The following is a 17,961-nucleotide window of genomic DNA, read 5'->3' as shown; positions in this document are numbered from 1 at the left end:
AGGACATGCAAGACAGAGAGATGACGATGCGCGAGGCCCTCAACCTCGCGCTGGACCAGGCCCTTGCGGCCGACGACAGGGTGTTCCTGCTCGGTGAGGACATAGCCGATCCCGGCGCGTCCGGACCCACCGCGGGCCTGTCGACGAAGTACGGCCACGAACGCGTTCTGGACACACCGATCTCGGAGGCGGCGATCGTCGGCGCGGCCATCGGAGCCGCGATCGACGGCCTGCTACCGGTGGCCGAGATCATGATCATGGATTTCATCGGCATCGCCGCCGACCAGCTGATCAACAATGCGGCCAAGCTGAGGTTCATGACCGCCGGGCGCACGACGGCGCCGATCACCATTCGCACCCAGGTCTACGCCGGGCTGGCCACCGGCGCCACGCATTCGCAGAGCCTGGAGGCGTGGTTCATGCACATCCCGGGCATGAAGGTGATCGTGCCCTCCACCCCGCGGGACGGCAAGGGTCTCCTGACGACGGCGATCTTCGACGAGGACCCCTGCCTGTTCATCGAAACCATCCGGCTGCAGGGCAAGAAGGGCCCCGTCCCCGTCGAGCCCGGGTTTTCGATCCCGTTGGGCCAGGCCGACATCAAGCGTCCCGGCACCGATGTGAGCCTGATCAGCTACGGACGCTGCGTGCACGACGCGCTCACCGCCGCGGCCACGCTGGACGAACAGGGCGTGAGCGCCGAGGTCGTCGATCTGCGCACGCTGGTGCCACTCGACGTCGAGACCATCGTCGACTCCGCCCGCCGTACCCGCCGAGCCGTCATCATCCACGATGCGGTCCAATTCGCCGGTCCCGGAGCCGAGATCGCTGCCATCCTGCATTCGGAATTGTTCGCCGAGCTGGCCGCACCCGTCGAACGGGTGGCCGCCCGATTCGTCCCCAACCCGGCCGCGGCGGCGCTCGAGGCGCAGGTGTATCCCTCCCCGGCGCGGATCGTCGCGGCCGCGCTCAAGACCTTTGGAAGGACCCCGGCAGGGGCGGGAGTCCATGGCTGACTTCATCATTCGCATTCCGCGGGTCTCGGTGGCCGTGTCGGAAGCCGAGCTCACCGGCCTTCTCGTCGACGCCGGCCAGCACGTGGAAGCGGGCACACCGATCTACGTGATCGCCACCGAGAAGGTGGAACAAGAGATCGAGGCCGGAGCGTCGGGAACCGTGCAATGGACGGGGCACATCGGGACCACCTACGACATCGGCGCCGAAATCGGCGTCATCACTTCATGAACCAGGAAAGGTGAGCACGTATGGATCTCAACGAGACTCGCGAGAGAATCATCTACCAAAAAGAGGGGCCCATCGCCCGTGTCACCCTCAACTGGCCGGAGAAGGCCAACGCCCAGGACCAGAAGCTGGCCGAAGAGGTCGACGCCGCGCTGCTGGATGCCGACCGTGACTACGACATCAAGGTGCTGATCCTCAAGGCCAACGGCAAGGGCTTCTGCTCGGGACACGCCATCGGCAACAACGCGGTCGATTACCCGGCGTTCGTCGAGGCTGGAAAGGTCTTGGGCACCCCGTGGAAGGCGCAGACCGACCTGTTCGTCAAACCGATCCTGAACCTGTGGGAGTTCTCCAAGCCGACGGTCGCTGCCGTGCACGGCTATTGCGTCGGCGGGGGCACCCATTACGGGCTGACCACCGACATCGTCATCGCCGCCGAGGACGCCTACTTCTCCTACCCGCCGCTGCAGGGCTTCGGCATGCCGTCGGGTGAATGTTCGATCGAGCCATGGGTTTTCATGAACTGGCGCCGCGCGGCCTACTATCTCTACCTCGCCGAGGTCATCGACGCCAAGAAGGCGCTGGAGGTCGGCCTGGTCAACGAAGTGGTCCCGCGCGACCAACTGGAGGCGCGTGCTGAGGCCATCGCCCGCCACATCGCGCAGGCGCCGCTGACGACGCTGCTGGCGACCAAGGCCAACCTCAAGCGGGCCTGGGAGCTGATGGGCATGCGGGTGCACTGGCAGAGCTCGAACGACCTTGTCGCCCTGGCCTCTATCAGCAAGGACGTCCAGGAGCTGATCCAGACGGTGTTCCAGGACAAAGTGTTGCCGTCCGAGCAAGCGCGGCGCCAGGCCGCGGCGGCCGCGTCAACCGACGGCGCGACGGCCACCTAGGTTTCGCAGGGCTCACCGGTGAATCTCGCCGACCACGCCACGAGGGCCGGACAGGCGCCGGCCCTCATAGTCGCGGGCGGCGACACGATCTCGCACTCCGAGCTGTATGCCCGCAGCCAGCGCGTCGCCGCCGTGCTGCACGGCGCCGGGCTGCGCCCCGGCGACGGCGTGGCACTGATCTTGCCGAACCGGCCCGAGTTCCTCGAAATCACCTGGGCCTGCCAGCTTTCCGGCCTGTACTACACCGCGGTCAACACCCACTTCACCCCGGACGAGGTCGCCTACGTCATCGCCGACTCCGATGCGAGGGTGGTGTTCGTCGATGCCACCATGCCCGACCTCGCCGCGCACGTCCGCGAGGCCAACGCGGCCGTCACCCTCCATCTCGCGGTGGGGGGCCACCTGCCGGGCTGGCACGCTTACGAGGACGCGCTGGCGGCGGCCGGTGACGCGCCGCCGGTGTCGGACGGGTCGGAGATGTTGTACTCGTCGGGCACTACTGGGCGGCCCAAGGCCGTCCGCCGGCCCCTTCCGTCGGACGGCAATGGCTCATGGGCTCAGGCCGTCCTGGAGCTGGCGCTGACGCACAAGTACGGGATGAGCCGGTCGAGCGTGTACCTCTCCCCCGCACCGCTCTACCACGCCGCCGGGGTCAACTACACCATGGCGGTCAACCGCGTCGGGGCGGCGGCGATCCTGATGCGCAAGTTCGACGCCGAGACTGTGCTGCGGCTGATCGAGACCCATCGCGTGACGCACGCGCAGTTCGTGCCCACCATGTTCGTGCGAATGCTCAAACTGCCCAAGGCGGTTCGGGAAAAGTATGACGTCTCGAGCCTGCGGTGTGTCATCCACGCGGCCGCGCCGTGCCCGGTCGACGTCAAGCACCACATGATGAAGTGGTTCGGGCCCATCATCCACGAATACTACGGTGGCACGGAGGGATTCGCGGGTACGACGATCGGGCCGGAGGAATGGCTTGCCCATCCCGGTTCGGTGGGCAGACCCATGTCGCCGGTGCACGTCATCGGAGACGATGGCGTCGAGCTTCCCGCGGGCCAAGCCGGCGAGCTGTTCTTCGAGGGCGGACCCGACTTCGAATACTTCAAGGACCCCGCCAAGACCGCGTCGGTGTCCAACGACCGCGGGTGGCGCACCCTGGGTGACGTGGGGTACGTCGACGAGGACGGATACCTCTACCTCACCGACCGTTCGACGTTCATGATCGTTTCGGGCGGGGTGAACATCTACCCCCAGGAAGTCGAGAACCTCCTGATCATGCACCCCAAGCTCGTCGACGCGGCCGTCTTCGGCGTGCCCAACGACGAGTTCGGCGAGGAGGTCAAGGCCGTTGTACAGCCGGTTGACGGCGTCACGCCGGGCCCGGATCTCGAGGCCGAGCTGATCGACTACTGCCGAGCACATGTGGCCGGCTACAAGTGCCCGCGCACCGTCGAATTCGTCCAGGAATTGCCACGGGACCCGAACGGAAAGCTGTACAAGAGACGCATTCGCGAGCGTTACTGGCAGGGGCGAGCTTCGCGAATCGTGTGAACGAACGAGGGATGGCGAGATGGCTGTAGGAATGGGCAACGAGATATCCACTGCGCGGACCTCGCACCAGGCAGGGGTGAATTGGACGCCGCTATCGGTGCCGTGGGCGGTCCAGACCGCCGATCGGATCCCCAAGCAGCGCTATTACGACCCGGAGTTCTATGCGCTGGAAGCGGAGATGTTCTGGCCACGCGTGTGGCAGATGGCGTGCCGGCTCGAGGAGATCCCCAAGCCGGGCGATTTCGTCGAATACGAAATCCTCGACGAGTCCATCATCGTGGTGCGGGTCGACAACCAAAACGTGCGCGCCTACCACAACGCGTGCCGTCATCGCGGCGTGAAGCTGGTGGAAGGCAACGGGAATCGGCGCACTTTCGTGTGCCCATTCCATGGATGGTGCTGGGGCATCGACGGGCGCAACACGTTCGTCCTGCGACCGGAAGCGTTCGCCGAAGGCAACATGGCCGCCGACGACCTGCAACTCGTCTCGGTGCGATGTGAGCTCTGGGGTGGTTGCGCGTGGATCAACCTCGACGACGACGCACCGGCATTGCGCGACTGGATGGAGCCGTTTGCGTCGATCTACGACGCGTGGCAGGTCGAATCACTGCGCGTGGAGTGGTGGCAATCCTGCCGGCTACCGGTGAATTGGAAACTGGCGACGGCGGCGTTCATGGAGGGCTACCACGTCCCTCAGACCCATCCGCAGCTGCTGCCGTCCGCGCAGACCGGAGAACCTTCCGCGGCTGTACATCCCGTCGTCGCGAGCAGCCTGTATTTCATGCGCACCCTCGGCGACGGCATGGGTGGCATGACGCACGAAAACGACATCCGCATCGCCGAGGGCCTGCAGAACATCGAGCTACCGTCGGACCCGGCCGCAGCGCTGGCCTCGTGGCGCAGCGCCCTCAACGATGCCGTCGTCAATTGGCATCGCGCCCGGGGCAGCGGCATGCCCGACCTGAACGAGCTGGTCCGCCGCGGGATCACCGACGCGATCGGGTTCGCGTTCCCGCACCACTTCATTCTGCCGACCTATAGCAGCGCGTCGTCGTACCGCATCCGTCCGCTCGGGCCCGAGGACACGCTGTTCGAGATCTGGTCTCTCACTCGATTTCCCGGGGACGCGTCAGCCGGCAAACCCACACCACCCGAACCCATGGCACCCGATGACCCGCGCTGGCCGCCCATCCCCGCCCAGGATTTCTCCAACCTGCCACGACAGCAGAAAGGCTTGCACTCCAAGGGCTTTGAGTTCATGCGGTTGTCCAACCAGATCGAAGGACTGATCTCGAACTTCGAACGCGTCATCGACGGGTTCCTGGCCGGTCTGCCGTATACCACCCTGCTGCCCGCCATCCAGAAAACAAACACCACCATCGATGTGCCCATCGTCGACCTGGGCTTCGGCGCGGGGGCACGATGACCGCCCGGTGGGACCGCTCCGTCGATCTGGTCATCGCGGGCAGCGGCGGGGGCGGCATGGTCGCGGCGCTGGCGGCGCTCGACTCCGGCATCGAACCCCTGGTGATCGAGAAGCAACCCCTGGTGGGCGGTTCCACCGGACTTTCCGGTGGCATGGTGTGGCTGCCGAACAACCCGCTGATGCGCACCGCCGGCATCCCGGACTCGCACGAGGACGGGCTGGCGTACTTCGACGACGTCGTCGGCGATATCGGCCCGGCCTCATCGCCGGCGCGGCGCGAGAAGTTCCTCACCGCGGGCTACGAGATGATCAACTTCCTGACCCGCAAAGGCGTTCGGTTCGTGCGGTGCCCGGGCTGGAGCGACTACTACCCGAACCACAAGGGCGGCAACGAAGCCGGCCGGGCGATCGAGTGCATCCCGTACGACGCGGGGGCGCTGGGGAGCTGGAGCGACAAGGTCCAGCCCTCGATGGCCAAGAGTTACGGCGGGTTCGTCCTCAAGACGAACGAGCTGCGTTCGGTGCAGTACTTCAATCGCTCGCCGCGGGCCTTCGCCGTGGCCCTTCGGGTGTTCGCGCGCACCAGGGCGGCCAGGCTCCGCCGCCGGGAAATACTCACCAACGGCGCATCACTCATTGGTCAGATGCTCAAAGTGCTGATCGACCTCCGCGGTGAGCCGCCGATCTGGACCGACGCCGCGATCCAGGACCTGATCATCGAGGACGGCCGCGTCGTCGGCGCGCGCGTGTCCCGTAACGGCACCGCGCTGAACGTCGAGGCCCGCAAGGGCGTCCTGCTCGCGGCGGGCGGCTTCAGCCGCAACGCGGACATGCGTCGCCGCTACAGCGGGGAACAGCCCAACGAGGGGCGCTGGTCGATCGCGAACGCCGGCGACACCGGCGAGGTGTTGCAGACGGCGATCCGGCTGGGCGCGAAGACCGACCTGATGGACGAGGCCTGGTGGCTGCCATCGGTTTTCATCGCCGACGGCGGTGACGCCGCGAAGGCGCTGGGCAGCGGCCGGCAGCGGCCCGGCGCCATCTACGTCGACGGAAGCGGCCGGCGGTTCTGCAACGAGTCCAACTCGTACGTCGAGGTCGGCAAGGCGATGTACGCGAACAAGGCGGTGCCGTGCTGGATGGTCTTCGACGAGGGCTACATCAGCCGGTACGTTTCGGGGGCCAACCCGTTCAGGAAACGTCGCCTCCCCGAAGAACTCATCGCGCGGGGCGCGGTCATCCGGGGCGAGACCATCGCAGACCTCGCGCGCCAGATGGGCGTCCCGGCCGACGCGCTGGAGCAGACAATCAAGCGCTTCAACGGGTTTGCGGTCAAGGGCCTCGACCCGGACTTCGGGCGCGGCCAGTCGGCCTACAACGACTGCCTCGGTGATCCCGGGTATCGCCCCAACGCCGCGCTCGGCCCGCTCGAGCGGTCACCGTACTACGCCACCAAAGTCGTTCCGGCCGACGTCGGGACGTGCGGCGGGGTGATCACCAACGAGCACGCGCAGGTCCTCGACGAGGACGACTGCGTGATCGACGGGCTGTACGCGACGGGCAACATCACGGCGACGGTGATGGGCCGAAATTATCTGGGTGCCGGCGGAAGCATCGCCTACACGATGGTGTTCGGTTACGTCGCCGCCCGGCACGCCGCCGGTCGGAGGGTCGCCGGCGAGAGAAGCCGCGTTCGCGAGGACCTCAGTTAGAGCACCACGCCTGACGGCGTCGTCCCCGGTTGGCCGGCAGCCGGTGGCTCGGTGGGGGCGTTCCCCGACCCCGGGTCGCCCGCCGCCGCGCCTTCGGCAGGTGTCGTTGCCTCGGCGGTCTTTTTCTCTTCGTCCTTTTTCTCTTCGTCCTCTTTGTCTTTGGCCTCGTCGTCCTTTTTCGCTTCGTCAGCGGGCGGCGGCTCCGGCGAGGTGTCCGAGGCGAGCTGCGCGGGCATCGCGCCACCGCCCATGCCCTGCGTGAGGCCCTGAATGCCCTGCATGGCGCCCTGCAGGCCCTGCGAAAGGCCCTGCATGCCCTGCGACATGTTGCCCGCCAGCTGACCGAGCTGCGCGGGTGTCGGGGTGGGAATTGGCGTCGGAGCCGCCCCCGAGTCCGGCTTCGGCTTGGGGTCCGGCTTCGGGGTTTCACCGGGCGGCTTGATGACCGTGGCCTTGGGCGGAGCGTCCGGATTCAGCGGCTTCAGAGGTATGTTCGCGTACTGAACGTAATACTTCAATGCCGATTCCGAAGTCGCCTGAAGTTTCTCATACCAATCAATGGCTGAGGCGATGTATTCCTGGTAACCATTTTCGACGTAATACCGATACCAATAATCGCATTGCGATACTTCATAGGTGGTGGGATGCGCGCCGCCAAGGGCGTGCTGATTGTTGTAGCCGGTGGTGGCGGTGACCTTTTTGTGCACGTCAACGACCCTGTCGGCCTGCTGGCCGAGGTCGGCGCACAATTTCGCCATCTTATATATCCAGTCTTTTTGCTGTTGGAAATTCCGTTCGACTTGCTCCGTCGCCTCCCCCTCCCAGCGACTGAACAGCCGGAATCGATAGGCCTGTTCCTGGAATGCCTGCTGAAACGCTTTCCATTCCTGGGCGAACGCCCTGAACGACGTGCCCTGGTCCCCGGATTCGATATCCTCCGCTGCCTGTCTGACTTCGTAGTAGGGGTATTCGAACGGCGGCGCCGCTGCCATCGGCTCGGGCGCCGTCCAGGGCTCGTCATCGGCGACCAGTGCGGGTGCCGCCACCCCCGCGGTGGCAGAGTCGTTGTTCAGAATGTTGCCGATGTCCTCCGCGGCTCCGGTGTCGACCTCCTCATAGGCCTTGGCCGCATTCCTCAGGGATTTCGCCAGACTCTTCCATTCCCGTTCACACCCCTTGAGGTACAGCCGCAACGTGTCAGCGGTGAGCACGAGTCGTGCGGCAGTATCGCTGATGAACGAAAGGTTGCACGGCCCTTGCGGGTTGGCTGACGGAACGGTCGGCAGCGGTTGCTCAAGTTCAGCAGCTCGCGTCAGGAGTTCCTCATACTCCACATTCAACGTCTGCGTCATGTCGGGTCATTCTCCTTGTGCTGAAGCGATCCTCGCCGGTGAGTCACGTCCTGGGGAGCGCAGTGCCGACATGCCCGAATGGCGTGTACGCGAGGCAGTTGCTTAACGTCTCGCCCGACAGCACGCGCATCGATCGGGTCACCAGCGGCCAGATACGGTGCAGCCACCAAGCACCCCTCTCGTCGTGCCGGCCATGCGGGCGGTGCAGTGGCGCGCCAGCCGCTACCACGTGCAATCCTAATTCACCGGCCGGGGCTGTTATGCGTCAATTTTCACGTTCCCTGCCGGGCCTTCACCAGCCGCAAAAAACGACAAAGCCTCAGGTCAGCCAGGAAACTCGCCCACCACGAACAGCGCTGCGGTCGTGTTAAGGGGCTTGCGTCTCGTCGCGGCCGATGAAATCGCGCGGCTTCATGCCCGATTGGATCAGCTCGGCCCGCCGCGCCTGGACGTCGGAGGCCGCGCCGACCATGTTCGTCAGGATGTGGCTGACTTGCAGGTGCACCCGCATGCCCATCAACTCCCAGGCGCGCTTCACGTTGTTCTTCACCGCCATCAGCGTGGTCAACGGGATTTGGGCGATCTTGCGCGCCATCTCCTCGACGACGCCCTCGAGGTCTTCGCGCGGCACCACCTTGTTGAGCAGGCCCCAGTCGAGGGCTTGCTGCGCGGAGAGGGTCGGGGCCAGCAGCAGCCAATCCATGGTGCGATGCCAGTTCATCAGCAACCACGGCTCGATCATGGTGTGCCCGCCCGGCTCGCCGAGGCTTTGGGCAAGCGGCATTTGGAAATACGCGTCCTCGGAAGCCACGCAGAAGTCGGTCAACAGGCCGAGGTAGATCCCGCCGCCCATGCAATAGCCGTGAATCGCGGAAATGGTCGGCTTCGGGAATTCCCACAGATACAACGTCGGCCACAGGAACAGGTCGGCGGTGCCCTTGTACAGGTCCTCGAACGTCTCGCCGAAGTCCGGATACGGATTTTCGTCGGGTCCCCAGCGAGCCACGTGTCCGCCGCAGAATCCTTTTCCGTTGGCCTTGAGGATGACGACCTTGATTTCCTTGTCACGGTCGGCTTCGTGCAGGCATTCATCGACTTCGGTAACCAGGACCGCATCCTTGGTGTTGGCCTTGTCGACCCTGTTCAGGATGATCCGGGCAATCGGCGGTTCGCGCTCGTAAATGACCGCTTCGAGGACGCGCCGCTCCATGCGCGTGACATTACCCGACACCGCGGTGCCGGAAGCCAGATTCGCACCGCCCAATCGCCATTCCGATGGGCCGTACTCCGTCACGCCGAAAACGCTTGTTACTCAGAGGCCTTCGTGCCTTGCTCGCGCCAACAGCCAGGCGACACCCTCGCCTTCATCGGCGGCTACCAGGTCGAGTTCGGCGAACGCCGCGGGTAGCTCACCGGCGACCGCACGAAACGGCCCCGGCGCGGCCCCGACTTCACTCAGCACGGCTATCGCCAGCAGGCCCCCGGGTGCCAGGCGTTCGATCATCGCGCGGTCGAGGCGACGGTCCCGGAATCTATGGCAAACGATGACATCCGCGGACGGCCCGCCGGGCAGCCCGTCATCCAAGTCGACGACCTCGAAGTGGCACCGATCGCTCACCCCGGCCCGCCGCGCCAGGCCGCGCGCCTGGGCGACCGCCACCGGCGAGACGTCCAATCCCTCCACCCGAAGCCCGCGCATCGCGAGCCACACCGCTGTGAGCCCGGGTCCGCACGCGAGATCGAGAGCCCTTCCCGCAGTGGGGAGTAGCTCCGCATGGGGCGCCAGGAATTCGGGCGGGCCCACCGCGTCCACCGTGGGCGGTGCCTTCGTCGCGTACCGCTCGTCCCAGCGCTGCCGGTCCGCCTCGGCCATAGCCGCCACTCTAGGACCAACTTCGGATGCACAGGCGATTGTTCTAGACAGCTGTCTGTAAATCGCTGGCGGTGGAGACGGGGTCACCCTTCGTCGCGAACGCAAAACAACTGGAACGGGCGCAGATCGGCCGACACGCGAGACCCGGAAGGAAGTTGTTCGTGCCCACGTCGCCTTCCTACACTGGACGGGTGTCTAAAGATGCGGCTCGCCGGTCGGATCGCCGGCCGGGACAAACGATCCGCAAAGTCCTCGATGCCGGGCTGGGAGAGCTGCGCGAGTCGTCCTACGCCAACCTGACGATGCGCTCGGTGGCGGCACGCGCCGGAGTATCGCCGGCCAGCGCCTACACCTACTTTCCGTCAAAAAGCGCACTGGTGGCGGCGGTGTACCTGCGCTTCCTCCGCGAGCTGCCGCTGCATACCGACGTCAACGACACGACCAAGACGCGGGTCAGCGCCACGCTGCGAGACATGGCCGTCGTGGTCGCCGACGAGCCCGAGCTGACCGCCGCCTGCGGCGCGGCCCTGATGGCCGACGACCCGGCGGTCATGCCAATTCGGGAGCAGATCGGCCAGGAGGTCGCCACCCGCATCGGCGCCGCCCTGGGTCCGGGCTGGCCGCGCGCCGTGAAATCCACCCTGCAGATGACCTTCTCCGGCGCCCTGATGACTGCCCGGTTCGTCAGCTTCGACGAGATCGCGGGACAACTCGACGAGGCCGTCAACCTCATCCTGGGTGCCTCCGTCGCGTAACCGGTGGTGGCGCAACGGATTAGGCGGGCCCGCGGCCGCAGGTCACGCCACCGGCGTCAAGCTCCTGCACTCCTCACCCGCCCGCAGGAACCGGCCGAACTTCTGCTTGCCCAGCGTCGGTGCGGCCTCGCCCGCACCGAACGCGAACTGTCCCGCCACGAGCACGGCGCTGACGGTGTCGTCGTTGCGATTCACCATCCGGGACAACCCGCCGTAGGACTCCACCGGGTGCTCGGCATAACGATCCAGCGAGGCGTCGAGCTTGTCCGGGTTGATCACGACGACGTCGGCGCGGTCCCCTTCGCGCAGGGTGCCGGCGTCGATTCCGTACCACGATCCGAGCTCGCCGGTGAGCCGGTGCACCGCACGCTCGACCGACATGAACGGGGTGCCGTGCTTCTCCGCCTCGTGCACGTGCCGCAGCAGACGAAGTCCGGAGTTGTAGAAGGCCATGTTGCGCAGGTGCGCGCCGGCGTCCGAGAAACCCATCTGGACGGTTTCGCTTTGCGCCAGCTTCTTGAGCACCTGGGGCCGATGATTGGAGATCGTGGTGCGCCAGCGCAGCTTTTCGCCGTGCTCCACCACCAAGTCGAGAAATGCGTCGACCGGATGCAGGCCGCCGCGGTCCAGCCCCACCTGCCCGAAGTTCTTGCCCACCACCGATGGATTGGGGCAGGCCACGATCTCGGCGTCGAAGAAATCGCGGTGCCACACCCGTGGCCCGAACTTCTTGTCGTAGTCCTCGCGGAACCAGCGGCGATAGTCCTCGTCACGCATGAGCTGATTGCGCTCGACCTCACCCTGCAGGTGCAACGCCGCGGCACCGGCGCCGAACTCCTCGAACACCACCAGCGAGATCCCGTCGGCGTACACCTCGAACGGTACCGGCAGATGCTGCCACCGGAAGTCGCCGCCGAGGGCATTCACGACCCGGGCAAGGGAGTCCATGAGGTGGATCACCGGCGGGATGGCCTTGATGTCGGCCGCCGAGAGCAGGCTGGTCTTCAACCGGGGGCGCCCGAACCCCAGCGACGTCGCCAACTGCGACACCACCGACAGCGGATTCTTGATGTCGGGTCCCGACTGCAGGATCTTGTTGCGGCGGCGCAAGATAGCGTTCAACCGGCGCAGTTCGCGGGACTTCGCGTAAGTGGAGGGCAGGGTGCGCGACCGGCAGACCTCGCCGTCGAGTTTGTCGAACAGCAGTTGTTGCGACGACATCCCGAGGAAACCTTCGTCGAGCGCCTCGTTCAGCATCGACTCCATCCGCGCCAGTTCCGCCGCCGACGGTCGGACGTCCTTGCGAGTTGCGCGGTCCAGGCCCATCGTCGCGGCGCGCATGTCGGAATGGCCCATGAAAGCCGCGACGTTGGGACCCAGGTTCCGCCGGTCGAGTTCGGCGACATACTCCGCGGGATTGCTCCACGACCGGGCCGCGTCCAGGTGCTCGATGACATAGCGCCGGGGAATTGCCTCGACCCGGCCGAAGATGTCGCCCGCGTCCACGTTGTCCAGATAAACCGTGGACAACGAACACGATCCGAGCATGACCGTCGTCACACCGTGCCGCAGCGATTCGGAAAGCTGCGGCTCACAGAGGATTTCGACATCGTAATGGGTGTGGATGTCGATGATGCCGGGGATCACCCACTGTCCCGTCGCGTCGATGACGTCGGCCCCCGCTGTGTCGAGCGGTTCCGGGGCGATGGTGGCCACGCGGCCGTCGCGCACACCGATGTTTCTGCGCGCCGACGGCGCACCCGTTCCGTCGAACCAGCGCCCGTTCATGATCACGGTGTCGTACTGCAATGTTCGGCCTTTCTGCCGCGCCGGACGCTCACGATCCGCAGTGATCATACATACTGACCGAAGTGTCCGGCCATGTTAACCAGCAACGATCGCCCACCCACAGCCGCTATGATCCAGCTGTGGGGATCACCGACTACGGGTTTGCCGCCGGTTAAATGCGCAGTCACGGATGGGCAGGGAACACGCCCGCCTCCGACGAGGAGGCGATCGAGCGCATCCTGGATGCCGCCGACAAGATCATTGACGAACGCGGCTCGGCGATGCGGATCGCCGACGTGGCGCGCGCGCTCGGGGTCACCCGCCAGACCGTTTATCGATACTTCCCCGGGACGCAGGCGCTGTTGGTGGCATCGGCGATGCGGTCGGCTGACGGCTTCCTGGATCGGATGGCGGCCCACCTCGAGGGTGTTACCGACCCGGTCGTCGCGATGACCGAAGGGATGGCATTCGCCATCGAAGAGCTGGCCTCGGACAACCAGGTCGAATTCGTGCTCAGTCAACGCCGCCGCGGCGGCCAGAAGGTCTCGATCGTCTCGGACACCGCCCTGGCCTTCGGGCGGTCGATGCTGCATCGCTACGACATCGATTGGGAGAATTACGGTTTCGATGAAGCCGGTCTCGACGAATTGAACGAATTCAGCCTGCGGGTGCTGCATTCGTTCCTCGCCGACCCGGGGCGTCCGCCGCGCACCGGTGCAGATCTGCGGCGCTACCTCACGCGCTGGCTTGGACCGGCGATCGCCTATCCACAGATGATGCGCGCGATGGGCGCGCTGCAAAGCCCCGAACCGCCGCGCACGCGGCGGCGCCCTTCCAAGGCATCCTGACCCCCGTCATCGAGCGACGTTGACGACGACCCTAAGGAGCGGGCATGACGGGCCTCGGACAGATCGCGCTCAATAGTGCGCCGGTTTTCGGTGGCGCGATGCTCGGCGTCGCCGCCGGGCAATTCCGCGGCCCGGATTATCGGGGGTTGATCAAACAGGACATGGACTTGCTGGACCGGCTACCACCCGAGGCCGGTACGAGGCGCGCCGAACTGCAACGCACCATCGATGCCCGCATCGACGACCTGATCGACACCGCGGACCGGAGCCGGGCGCTGCGCAAGGCGGCGTTGTCTTATCAGGGGAACTGGCGGGACGTCGTCCTCCTGGCCTGTGTGGTGTTGTTCACCATCATCTGGTGGGAGATCGACCACAGCAGGGGCAACTGGCTGCCGATGTTCGTCCTGCTGATCATCCTGACCGTCGTGACCGCCGCCTATGCGTTTCGCGGCGTGCTGCGTGCGACCAGTTCGTTCAGGCACCGGCAACCCCGCGCCCCCGATGCGGACGCACCGCGTTAACCCGGCCTCGGCCGCAACCGCACGACGCGCGCACTTTGTCACCCTGTGACAAAATCACGATGTGAAGGCGCATACCGTCGGCAGTCTGATTTGTGCTGTGCTGGCTCCCTTTTGGGCACTCCCGGTCGCTCCGATCGCGGCCGCCGCGCCATGCCCGGATGTCGAGGTGGTGTTCGCCCGCGGTACCAACGAGCCGCCGGGCGTCGGCCGTATCGGCCAGAGTTTCGTCGACAGCCTGCGCTCGCACGTCGGCGGCAAATCCCTGAGCGTGTATCCCGTCGACTACCCCGCGACCACGGACTTCCCCCGGGCCGTGGATGGCATCAGCGACGCCGGCACGCACGTCCAACACATGGCGGTCTCCTGCCCCAGAACCAGGATGGTGCTGGGCGGCTACTCCCAGGGCGCAGCCGTGATGGGTTTCGTCACCGAAAGCGCGGTGCCGGACGGGGTGCACCTGATCCAGGCACTGCAGCCGATGCCGGCCGAGGTCTCCAACCACGTGGCCGCGGTCGCGCTCTTCGGAAAGCCATCGGGCCAGTTCATGAACATCCTCAACGAGCCGCCCGTGACGATCGGCGCACCGTATGCGGCCAAGACCATCGAGTTGTGCGTGCCCGGCGACCCGGTCTGTTCGGACGCCGGAAACCCTGCCGCGCACCGGCAGTACGTCGAAGCGGGCATGGTCGACCAGGCCGCCGATTTCGCCGCCGGCCGCCTGTAGGCCAGCACCTAGACTGAGCCACGTGGCCGTTGACGGGCATCCGATCCAGGGCGTCGGAAGTACGTCCTTCGACGTCGCCGATCGGCTGGCGATCATCAACTTGTTCGGCGCCTACGCCTACACCTATGACCACAACCGGCTCGACGATTTCCGCATGTTGTTCACCGAGTCACCGGAACTCGTCCTGCTGCACGAGGGCCAACCGCTGTCAGCCGACATCGAAACGGTCATGAGCCTGCTCGCGGCCAGGAAGGCAGCGTTCGAGGCCGAGAACAATCAACGCCGCCACGCGCTGAACTCGTTCTGGTTCTCCAGCCAAGGCGCCGACGAAGCGACCGGACACTGCTATGTCCAGATCTTCGCCATCAAGGGCGGTGGTCCGCCCACTGCCGACCTGACCGGTTGTTACGACTTCACCGCGGTCAAACAGGACGGCAGCTGGCGGTTCAGTCGGTGGGTGGTCGGCATCGATCAAACACAACCGGGCACCGAGTGAACGCGCGACATCAGCGTGGTCCGGCGCCGGCGTCGAGGACCTCGAGGGCCGCATCGATGTTGGGGATGATCGTCGGACCGTAACTGCGCACCAGCTGCCCGAGCGCGCGAGCGATGTGCGGTCCGACGGCGCCGGCGGCGAGAACCTCCTCGGCCAGGACGATGCCGTTCACCAAATGGGCGGCGCTCAGGCGGCCATCGGCGGTGACTTCATAGCGCCAGTCGCCGATCTGCACCCGCTCCGGCTGCGACCGGAAGAAGCCGCGCCGCGCGGGAACGAGAACCACTCCCGGAACCCCGCAGAAGACCCTGAGCACCAGCCCGACTCCCCCTGGACCCGCCAAAGCCGTTCCGACCGCCTGGCCGACCCGCTCATGATCGAGGCTCGTCATCAATCGCTCATGGGCAGGACGAACGACGGTGTCAGCGTTTGCGCCTCGCCGCCGCGACGCACCGCGGTTCCGGCCACATAAAACTCGACGGTGTGATGCCCCCACGCATAGTTCGAGATGGCGAAATGCACTCCGACGACACCGGTTCCGCCGTCGCGCTCGGCTTCACTCTGCATGCGTGACATCGCAAGCTCCCGGGCCTGGTAGCTCCCTTGCGTCCATTGGGGCATCTCGGCATTGCGTCCCACCTGGCCGAGCGTGCGCAGGAACCCTTGCACGGCAACGTGAAACACGCAGTTGCCCATCACGAACGCCACCGGGACGAATCCCGATCGCAGCAGGGTCGTCAGATCCTGCCCGGACAGGTGACTCGTGAACGCCTGGCCGTTGGGGCGCCGATAGGCGCCGGGCTTCTCCGTGTATCGCACCGCGGTGCCGACCGCGATGAACTCCAGATGCTCGCCCTCGCCCTGATGACGCCATTCGAGACGGACGCCGACCACGCCGTCCGCGCCCAGCGAATCGGCCTCCGCCTGCATCCGCGACATCGCATTCCAGCGCGCCCGGTAGGTCGCGTCCGTGAGCACGGGCAGTTCGGATTGTTGCCGGATCCCGGTGAACTGATAACCGACGTGGTAGACCGACACGCCCATCACGAGTTCGATCGGCTCAAACCCGGCCCCATGCAGCAAGGCGAATTCGTTGATCGACAGATCGGAGGTGAACACTTTGCCTGCATGCGACAGCCGTTCGCTGGCGACTGGGTCGAGTGGGTTCGGTTGCATCGTCAAAACATCCTCCTGCGGTTCGCAGGACAGCGTAGGCCGCGGGACCTCGTCGCACACGCATAAAGTGCGACTTTCTGGTGGACCCGTGGCGAAATACCGGTGGTCGGGGGCGCCGGGCCCGGCTCGTGCACGCACGGTCGTGCCAAGCGTCGATGACTTTGCTGCCGCCGCCCGTTCCGGGTCGCTTCAGCGCGCGGCTTGCGGTGCGCCGATCATCTTGTGCAAATCGCCGACCGACCAGGGTTCGGCGTCATGGTGGTCGCGATAGCCCAGCAGCCGCGGCGTCGGCCGGTCGAACCTACCGACGAATCCGCCTGCGGCAACGAGGATCTGGCCCGTCACGGCCTGCGCCAAGTCGCTCACGAGATAGGCGTAGATCGGGGCCACGAAGGCGGGCGGGGCGCTGTCCAGTGAGGCCCGCATGGTCACTTCGTCCAGCAAGCCGCGACGGTGCAGGTCCTCGATGTGTTCTTCGTATTCGGCGCCCGTGGACAGGCGCGTCCGGGCACCGGGGCACACCACGTTGGCCCGTACGCCGTGGGCCTTCAGTTCGGCGGCGATGGCCATGGTCAGGGCGTTCACCGCGCCCTTGCCCGCGGGATAACCGGTGCCGCCGTAGTCGCCCAAAAATGCCACCGAGCTCGTGTTGACGATGGCACCGTGCCCCTGCGCGACCATGACCCGGGCCGCCGCCCGGCAGGTGTGGAACGCCGTGCCGAGGTGGGCGCTCATCAGGCGGTCGAAGTCTTCCGGCGAGATGTTCAAAATCGAGGAGCCGGGCGGCTCGGCGATACCGGCGCAGTTGACCAGGGCGTCGAGCCGTCCGTACGTGCGCACGCAGTCGTCGATCAGGACGCCGGCGACACGCTCCTGGTCCGCGGGTCCGACCACCGCGCTGGCCTGTCCGCCCGACGCTGTGATGGCGGCGACAGTCTCCTCGACGGCGTCAGCGTCGCGCCCGTTGACGACCACGCCGGCGCCCAGGCCGCAGAGTAGTTCGGCGACCGCCCGCCCGATTCCACGACTGCCGCCGGCCACCACCACGCCGCGCCCATCCAGCAGGCGCCCGCTCCCGTTCACCGCCACGGACACCGTAATACGTTGGGAGCGAACTGCTCTCGGAATAGATCGAGTGCATGTCGCGGGAGATCGGTCACGAACATTAGGCGAACAGTACCCAGCCGGCACACAAATGAGAACCGCAGTCGGCACTTCTCCGACCGGCGAACAAGCAGGGGGCAGGAGCAGCGCCCGGAGCCGGGACCGCAATCCGCCGTGACGCGGCGACGCCGGGTACCGGCGAGCGCCGCGCATGTTGCGGCCGACCAGCGGTTTGCTGCCATGCCGGTCGTTCGGGTTGGAATCTCTTACGACAGAGTCGAGCCCGGCTTGCGATGAGCGATCGCGGGCGAATGCGATGAGGCGTATAGTCGCCACTGAAGTCCGTTATGGACGTGTCCGCCGTTTAGCTAAAAGCGGCCAGTCAGCCGCATGGCTACTGAGCTTGATATGGCTCCGGCGACAAACTCCTGAGTCATCTCCCGTCGGTAGCCCGCGCGTTCGACAACCGACCGGTCCTGCGGATACAGATGCAG

18 protein-coding genes are annotated in these 17,961 nt (G+C 66.0%); 11 read left to right on the top strand and 7 right to left on the bottom strand.

Annotated features, from left to right (window positions below):
- The first annotated feature begins 5 nt into the window (after positions 1-5).
- From AWC17_RS08460 to AWC17_RS08435, 6 genes are all read left to right on the top strand, one after another.
- On the top strand, positions 6-1,016 hold the full coding sequence (locus AWC17_RS08460) for an alpha-ketoacid dehydrogenase subunit beta (RefSeq protein ID WP_046184372.1): 1,011 nt from the start codon (positions 6-8) through the stop codon (positions 1,014-1,016).
- Positions 1,009-1,245, top strand: coding sequence for a biotin/lipoyl-containing protein (locus AWC17_RS08455; protein WP_046184364.1), 237 nt, complete (start codon positions 1,009-1,011; stop codon positions 1,243-1,245). The genes AWC17_RS08460 and AWC17_RS08455 overlap by 8 nt, the downstream gene beginning before the upstream one ends.
- A 20-nt stretch (positions 1,246-1,265) precedes the next feature.
- On the top strand, positions 1,266-2,138 hold the full coding sequence (locus tag AWC17_RS08450; RefSeq protein WP_046184363.1) for an enoyl-CoA hydratase/isomerase family protein: 873 nt from the start codon (positions 1,266-1,268) through the stop codon (positions 2,136-2,138).
- A gap of 18 nt (positions 2,139-2,156) precedes the next feature.
- Positions 2,157-3,692: an acyl-CoA synthetase gene (locus AWC17_RS08445; RefSeq protein WP_046184362.1), complete on the top strand. Its 1,536-nt coding sequence runs from the start codon at positions 2,157-2,159 to the stop codon at positions 3,690-3,692.
- Positions 3,693-3,768: 76 nt separating this feature from the next.
- Entirely contained in the window at positions 3,769-5,118 is a 1,350-nt protein-coding gene (locus AWC17_RS08440; RefSeq protein WP_082123042.1) for an aromatic ring-hydroxylating oxygenase subunit alpha, read from the top strand.
- On the top strand, positions 5,115-6,830 hold the full coding sequence (locus tag AWC17_RS08435) for an FAD-binding protein (RefSeq protein WP_046184360.1): 1,716 nt from the start codon (positions 5,115-5,117) through the stop codon (positions 6,828-6,830). The genes AWC17_RS08440 and AWC17_RS08435 overlap by 4 nt, the downstream gene beginning before the upstream one ends.
- Here AWC17_RS08435 and AWC17_RS08430 read toward each other — a convergent pair.
- The 3 genes from AWC17_RS08430 to AWC17_RS08420 all read right to left on the bottom strand — a co-directional run bounded on the left by AWC17_RS08430 (position 6,827) and on the right by AWC17_RS08420 (position 10,055).
- On the bottom strand, positions 6,827-8,182 hold the full coding sequence (locus AWC17_RS08430; protein ID WP_046184359.1) for a PPE domain-containing protein: 1,356 nt from the start codon (positions 8,180-8,182) through the stop codon (positions 6,827-6,829). The genes AWC17_RS08435 and AWC17_RS08430 overlap by 4 nt on opposite strands.
- A 367-nt stretch (positions 8,183-8,549) precedes the next feature.
- On the bottom strand, positions 8,550-9,392 hold the full coding sequence (locus AWC17_RS08425) for an enoyl-CoA hydratase-related protein (protein ID WP_046184371.1): 843 nt from the start codon (positions 9,390-9,392) through the stop codon (positions 8,550-8,552).
- 102 nt (positions 9,393-9,494) lie between these two features.
- Positions 9,495-10,055 carry an SAM-dependent methyltransferase gene (locus AWC17_RS08420; RefSeq protein WP_047323046.1) on the bottom strand — a complete coding sequence of 187 codons (561 nt, stop codon included), beginning with the start codon at positions 10,053-10,055 and terminating at the stop codon, positions 9,495-9,497.
- A gap of 191 nt (positions 10,056-10,246) precedes the next feature.
- On the opposite strand from AWC17_RS08420, the gene AWC17_RS08415 reads away from it, so the two are divergent.
- Entirely contained in the window at positions 10,247-10,810 is a 564-nt protein-coding gene (locus AWC17_RS08415; RefSeq protein WP_208618368.1) for a TetR/AcrR family transcriptional regulator, read from the top strand.
- Positions 10,811-10,852: 42 nt separating this feature from the next.
- Here the strand turns inward: AWC17_RS08415 and AWC17_RS08410 are convergent, their stop codons facing one another.
- Positions 10,853-12,619: an N-acyl-D-amino-acid deacylase family protein gene (locus tag AWC17_RS08410; protein WP_046183637.1), complete on the bottom strand. Its 1,767-nt coding sequence runs from the start codon at positions 12,617-12,619 to the stop codon at positions 10,853-10,855.
- 155 nt (positions 12,620-12,774) lie between these two features.
- Here AWC17_RS08410 and AWC17_RS08405 point away from each other — a divergent pair, with 155 nt between their 5' ends.
- The 4 genes from AWC17_RS08405 to AWC17_RS08390 all read left to right on the top strand — a co-directional run bounded on the left by AWC17_RS08405 (position 12,775) and on the right by AWC17_RS08390 (position 15,187).
- A complete protein-coding gene (locus tag AWC17_RS08405) occupies positions 12,775-13,446 on the top strand; it encodes a TetR/AcrR family transcriptional regulator (RefSeq protein WP_046183623.1) in 672 nt (223 codons plus the stop codon).
- Positions 13,447-13,490: 44 nt separating this feature from the next.
- Positions 13,491-13,967, top strand: coding sequence for a hypothetical protein (locus tag AWC17_RS08400; RefSeq protein ID WP_046183624.1), 477 nt, complete (start codon positions 13,491-13,493; stop codon positions 13,965-13,967).
- Positions 13,968-14,064: 97 nt separating this feature from the next.
- Positions 14,065-14,691 carry a cutinase family protein gene (locus AWC17_RS08395; protein WP_046183638.1) on the top strand — a complete coding sequence of 209 codons (627 nt, stop codon included), beginning with the start codon at positions 14,065-14,067 and terminating at the stop codon, positions 14,689-14,691.
- A gap of 22 nt (positions 14,692-14,713) precedes the next feature.
- Complete coding sequence (locus AWC17_RS08390; protein ID WP_046183625.1) at positions 14,714-15,187, top strand: nuclear transport factor 2 family protein; 474 nt, start codon at positions 14,714-14,716, stop codon at positions 15,185-15,187.
- Positions 15,188-15,197: 10 nt separating this feature from the next.
- Here AWC17_RS08390 and AWC17_RS08385 read toward each other — a convergent pair whose 3' ends face one another.
- The 3 genes from AWC17_RS08385 to AWC17_RS08375 all read right to left on the bottom strand — a co-directional run bounded on the left by AWC17_RS08385 (position 15,198) and on the right by AWC17_RS08375 (position 17,446).
- On the bottom strand, positions 15,198-15,578 hold the full coding sequence (locus tag AWC17_RS08385) for a DUF5073 family protein (protein WP_046183626.1): 381 nt from the start codon (positions 15,576-15,578) through the stop codon (positions 15,198-15,200).
- Positions 15,578-16,363: a heavy metal-binding domain-containing protein gene (locus tag AWC17_RS08380; protein WP_046183627.1), complete on the bottom strand. Its 786-nt coding sequence runs from the start codon at positions 16,361-16,363 to the stop codon at positions 15,578-15,580. The genes AWC17_RS08385 and AWC17_RS08380 overlap by 1 nt, the downstream gene beginning before the upstream one ends.
- 189 nt (positions 16,364-16,552) lie before the next feature.
- Positions 16,553-17,446 (bottom strand): SDR family NAD(P)-dependent oxidoreductase, encoded by an 894-nt coding sequence (locus AWC17_RS08375; RefSeq protein ID WP_046183639.1) that lies wholly within the window; start codon positions 17,444-17,446, stop codon positions 16,553-16,555.
- Positions 17,447-17,961: the final 515 nt, after the last annotated feature.

The sequence above is a fragment of the Mycobacterium nebraskense genome, assembly GCF_002102255.1.
In the GTDB taxonomy this organism is placed as follows: Bacteria; Actinomycetota; Actinomycetes; order Mycobacteriales; family Mycobacteriaceae; genus Mycobacterium; species Mycobacterium nebraskense.
The sequence above is the reverse complement of the archived record's forward strand: the minus strand, read 5'-3'. Positions and strand labels throughout refer to the sequence as shown.

Coding starts and splice junctions, on each gene's coding strand:
- AWC17_RS08460 (WP_046184372.1), top strand. CDS start 6: ATGCAAGACAGAGAGATGACGATGCGCGAGGCCCTCAACCTCGCGCTG.
- AWC17_RS08455 (WP_046184364.1), top strand. CDS start 1,009: ATGGCTGACTTCATCATTCGCATTCCGCGGGTCTCGGTGGCCGTGTCG.
- AWC17_RS08450 (WP_046184363.1), top strand. CDS start 1,266: ATGGATCTCAACGAGACTCGCGAGAGAATCATCTACCAAAAAGAGGGG.
- AWC17_RS08435 (WP_046184360.1), top strand. CDS start 5,115: ATGACCGCCCGGTGGGACCGCTCCGTCGATCTGGTCATCGCGGGCAGC.
- AWC17_RS08430 (WP_046184359.1), bottom strand. CDS start 8,182: ATGACGCAGACGTTGAATGTGGAGTATGAGGAACTCCTGACGCGAGCT.
- AWC17_RS08425 (WP_046184371.1), bottom strand. CDS start 9,392: ATGGAGCGGCGCGTCCTCGAAGCGGTCATTTACGAGCGCGAACCGCCG.
- AWC17_RS08420 (WP_047323046.1), bottom strand. CDS start 10,055: ATGGCCGAGGCGGACCGGCAGCGCTGGGACGAGCGGTACGCGACGAAG.
- AWC17_RS08405 (WP_046183623.1), top strand. CDS start 12,775: ATGCGCAGTCACGGATGGGCAGGGAACACGCCCGCCTCCGACGAGGAG.
- AWC17_RS08400 (WP_046183624.1), top strand. CDS start 13,491: ATGACGGGCCTCGGACAGATCGCGCTCAATAGTGCGCCGGTTTTCGGT.
- AWC17_RS08385 (WP_046183626.1), bottom strand. CDS start 15,578: ATGACGAGCCTCGATCATGAGCGGGTCGGCCAGGCGGTCGGAACGGCT.
- AWC17_RS08380 (WP_046183627.1), bottom strand. CDS start 16,363: ATGCAACCGAACCCACTCGACCCAGTCGCCAGCGAACGGCTGTCGCAT.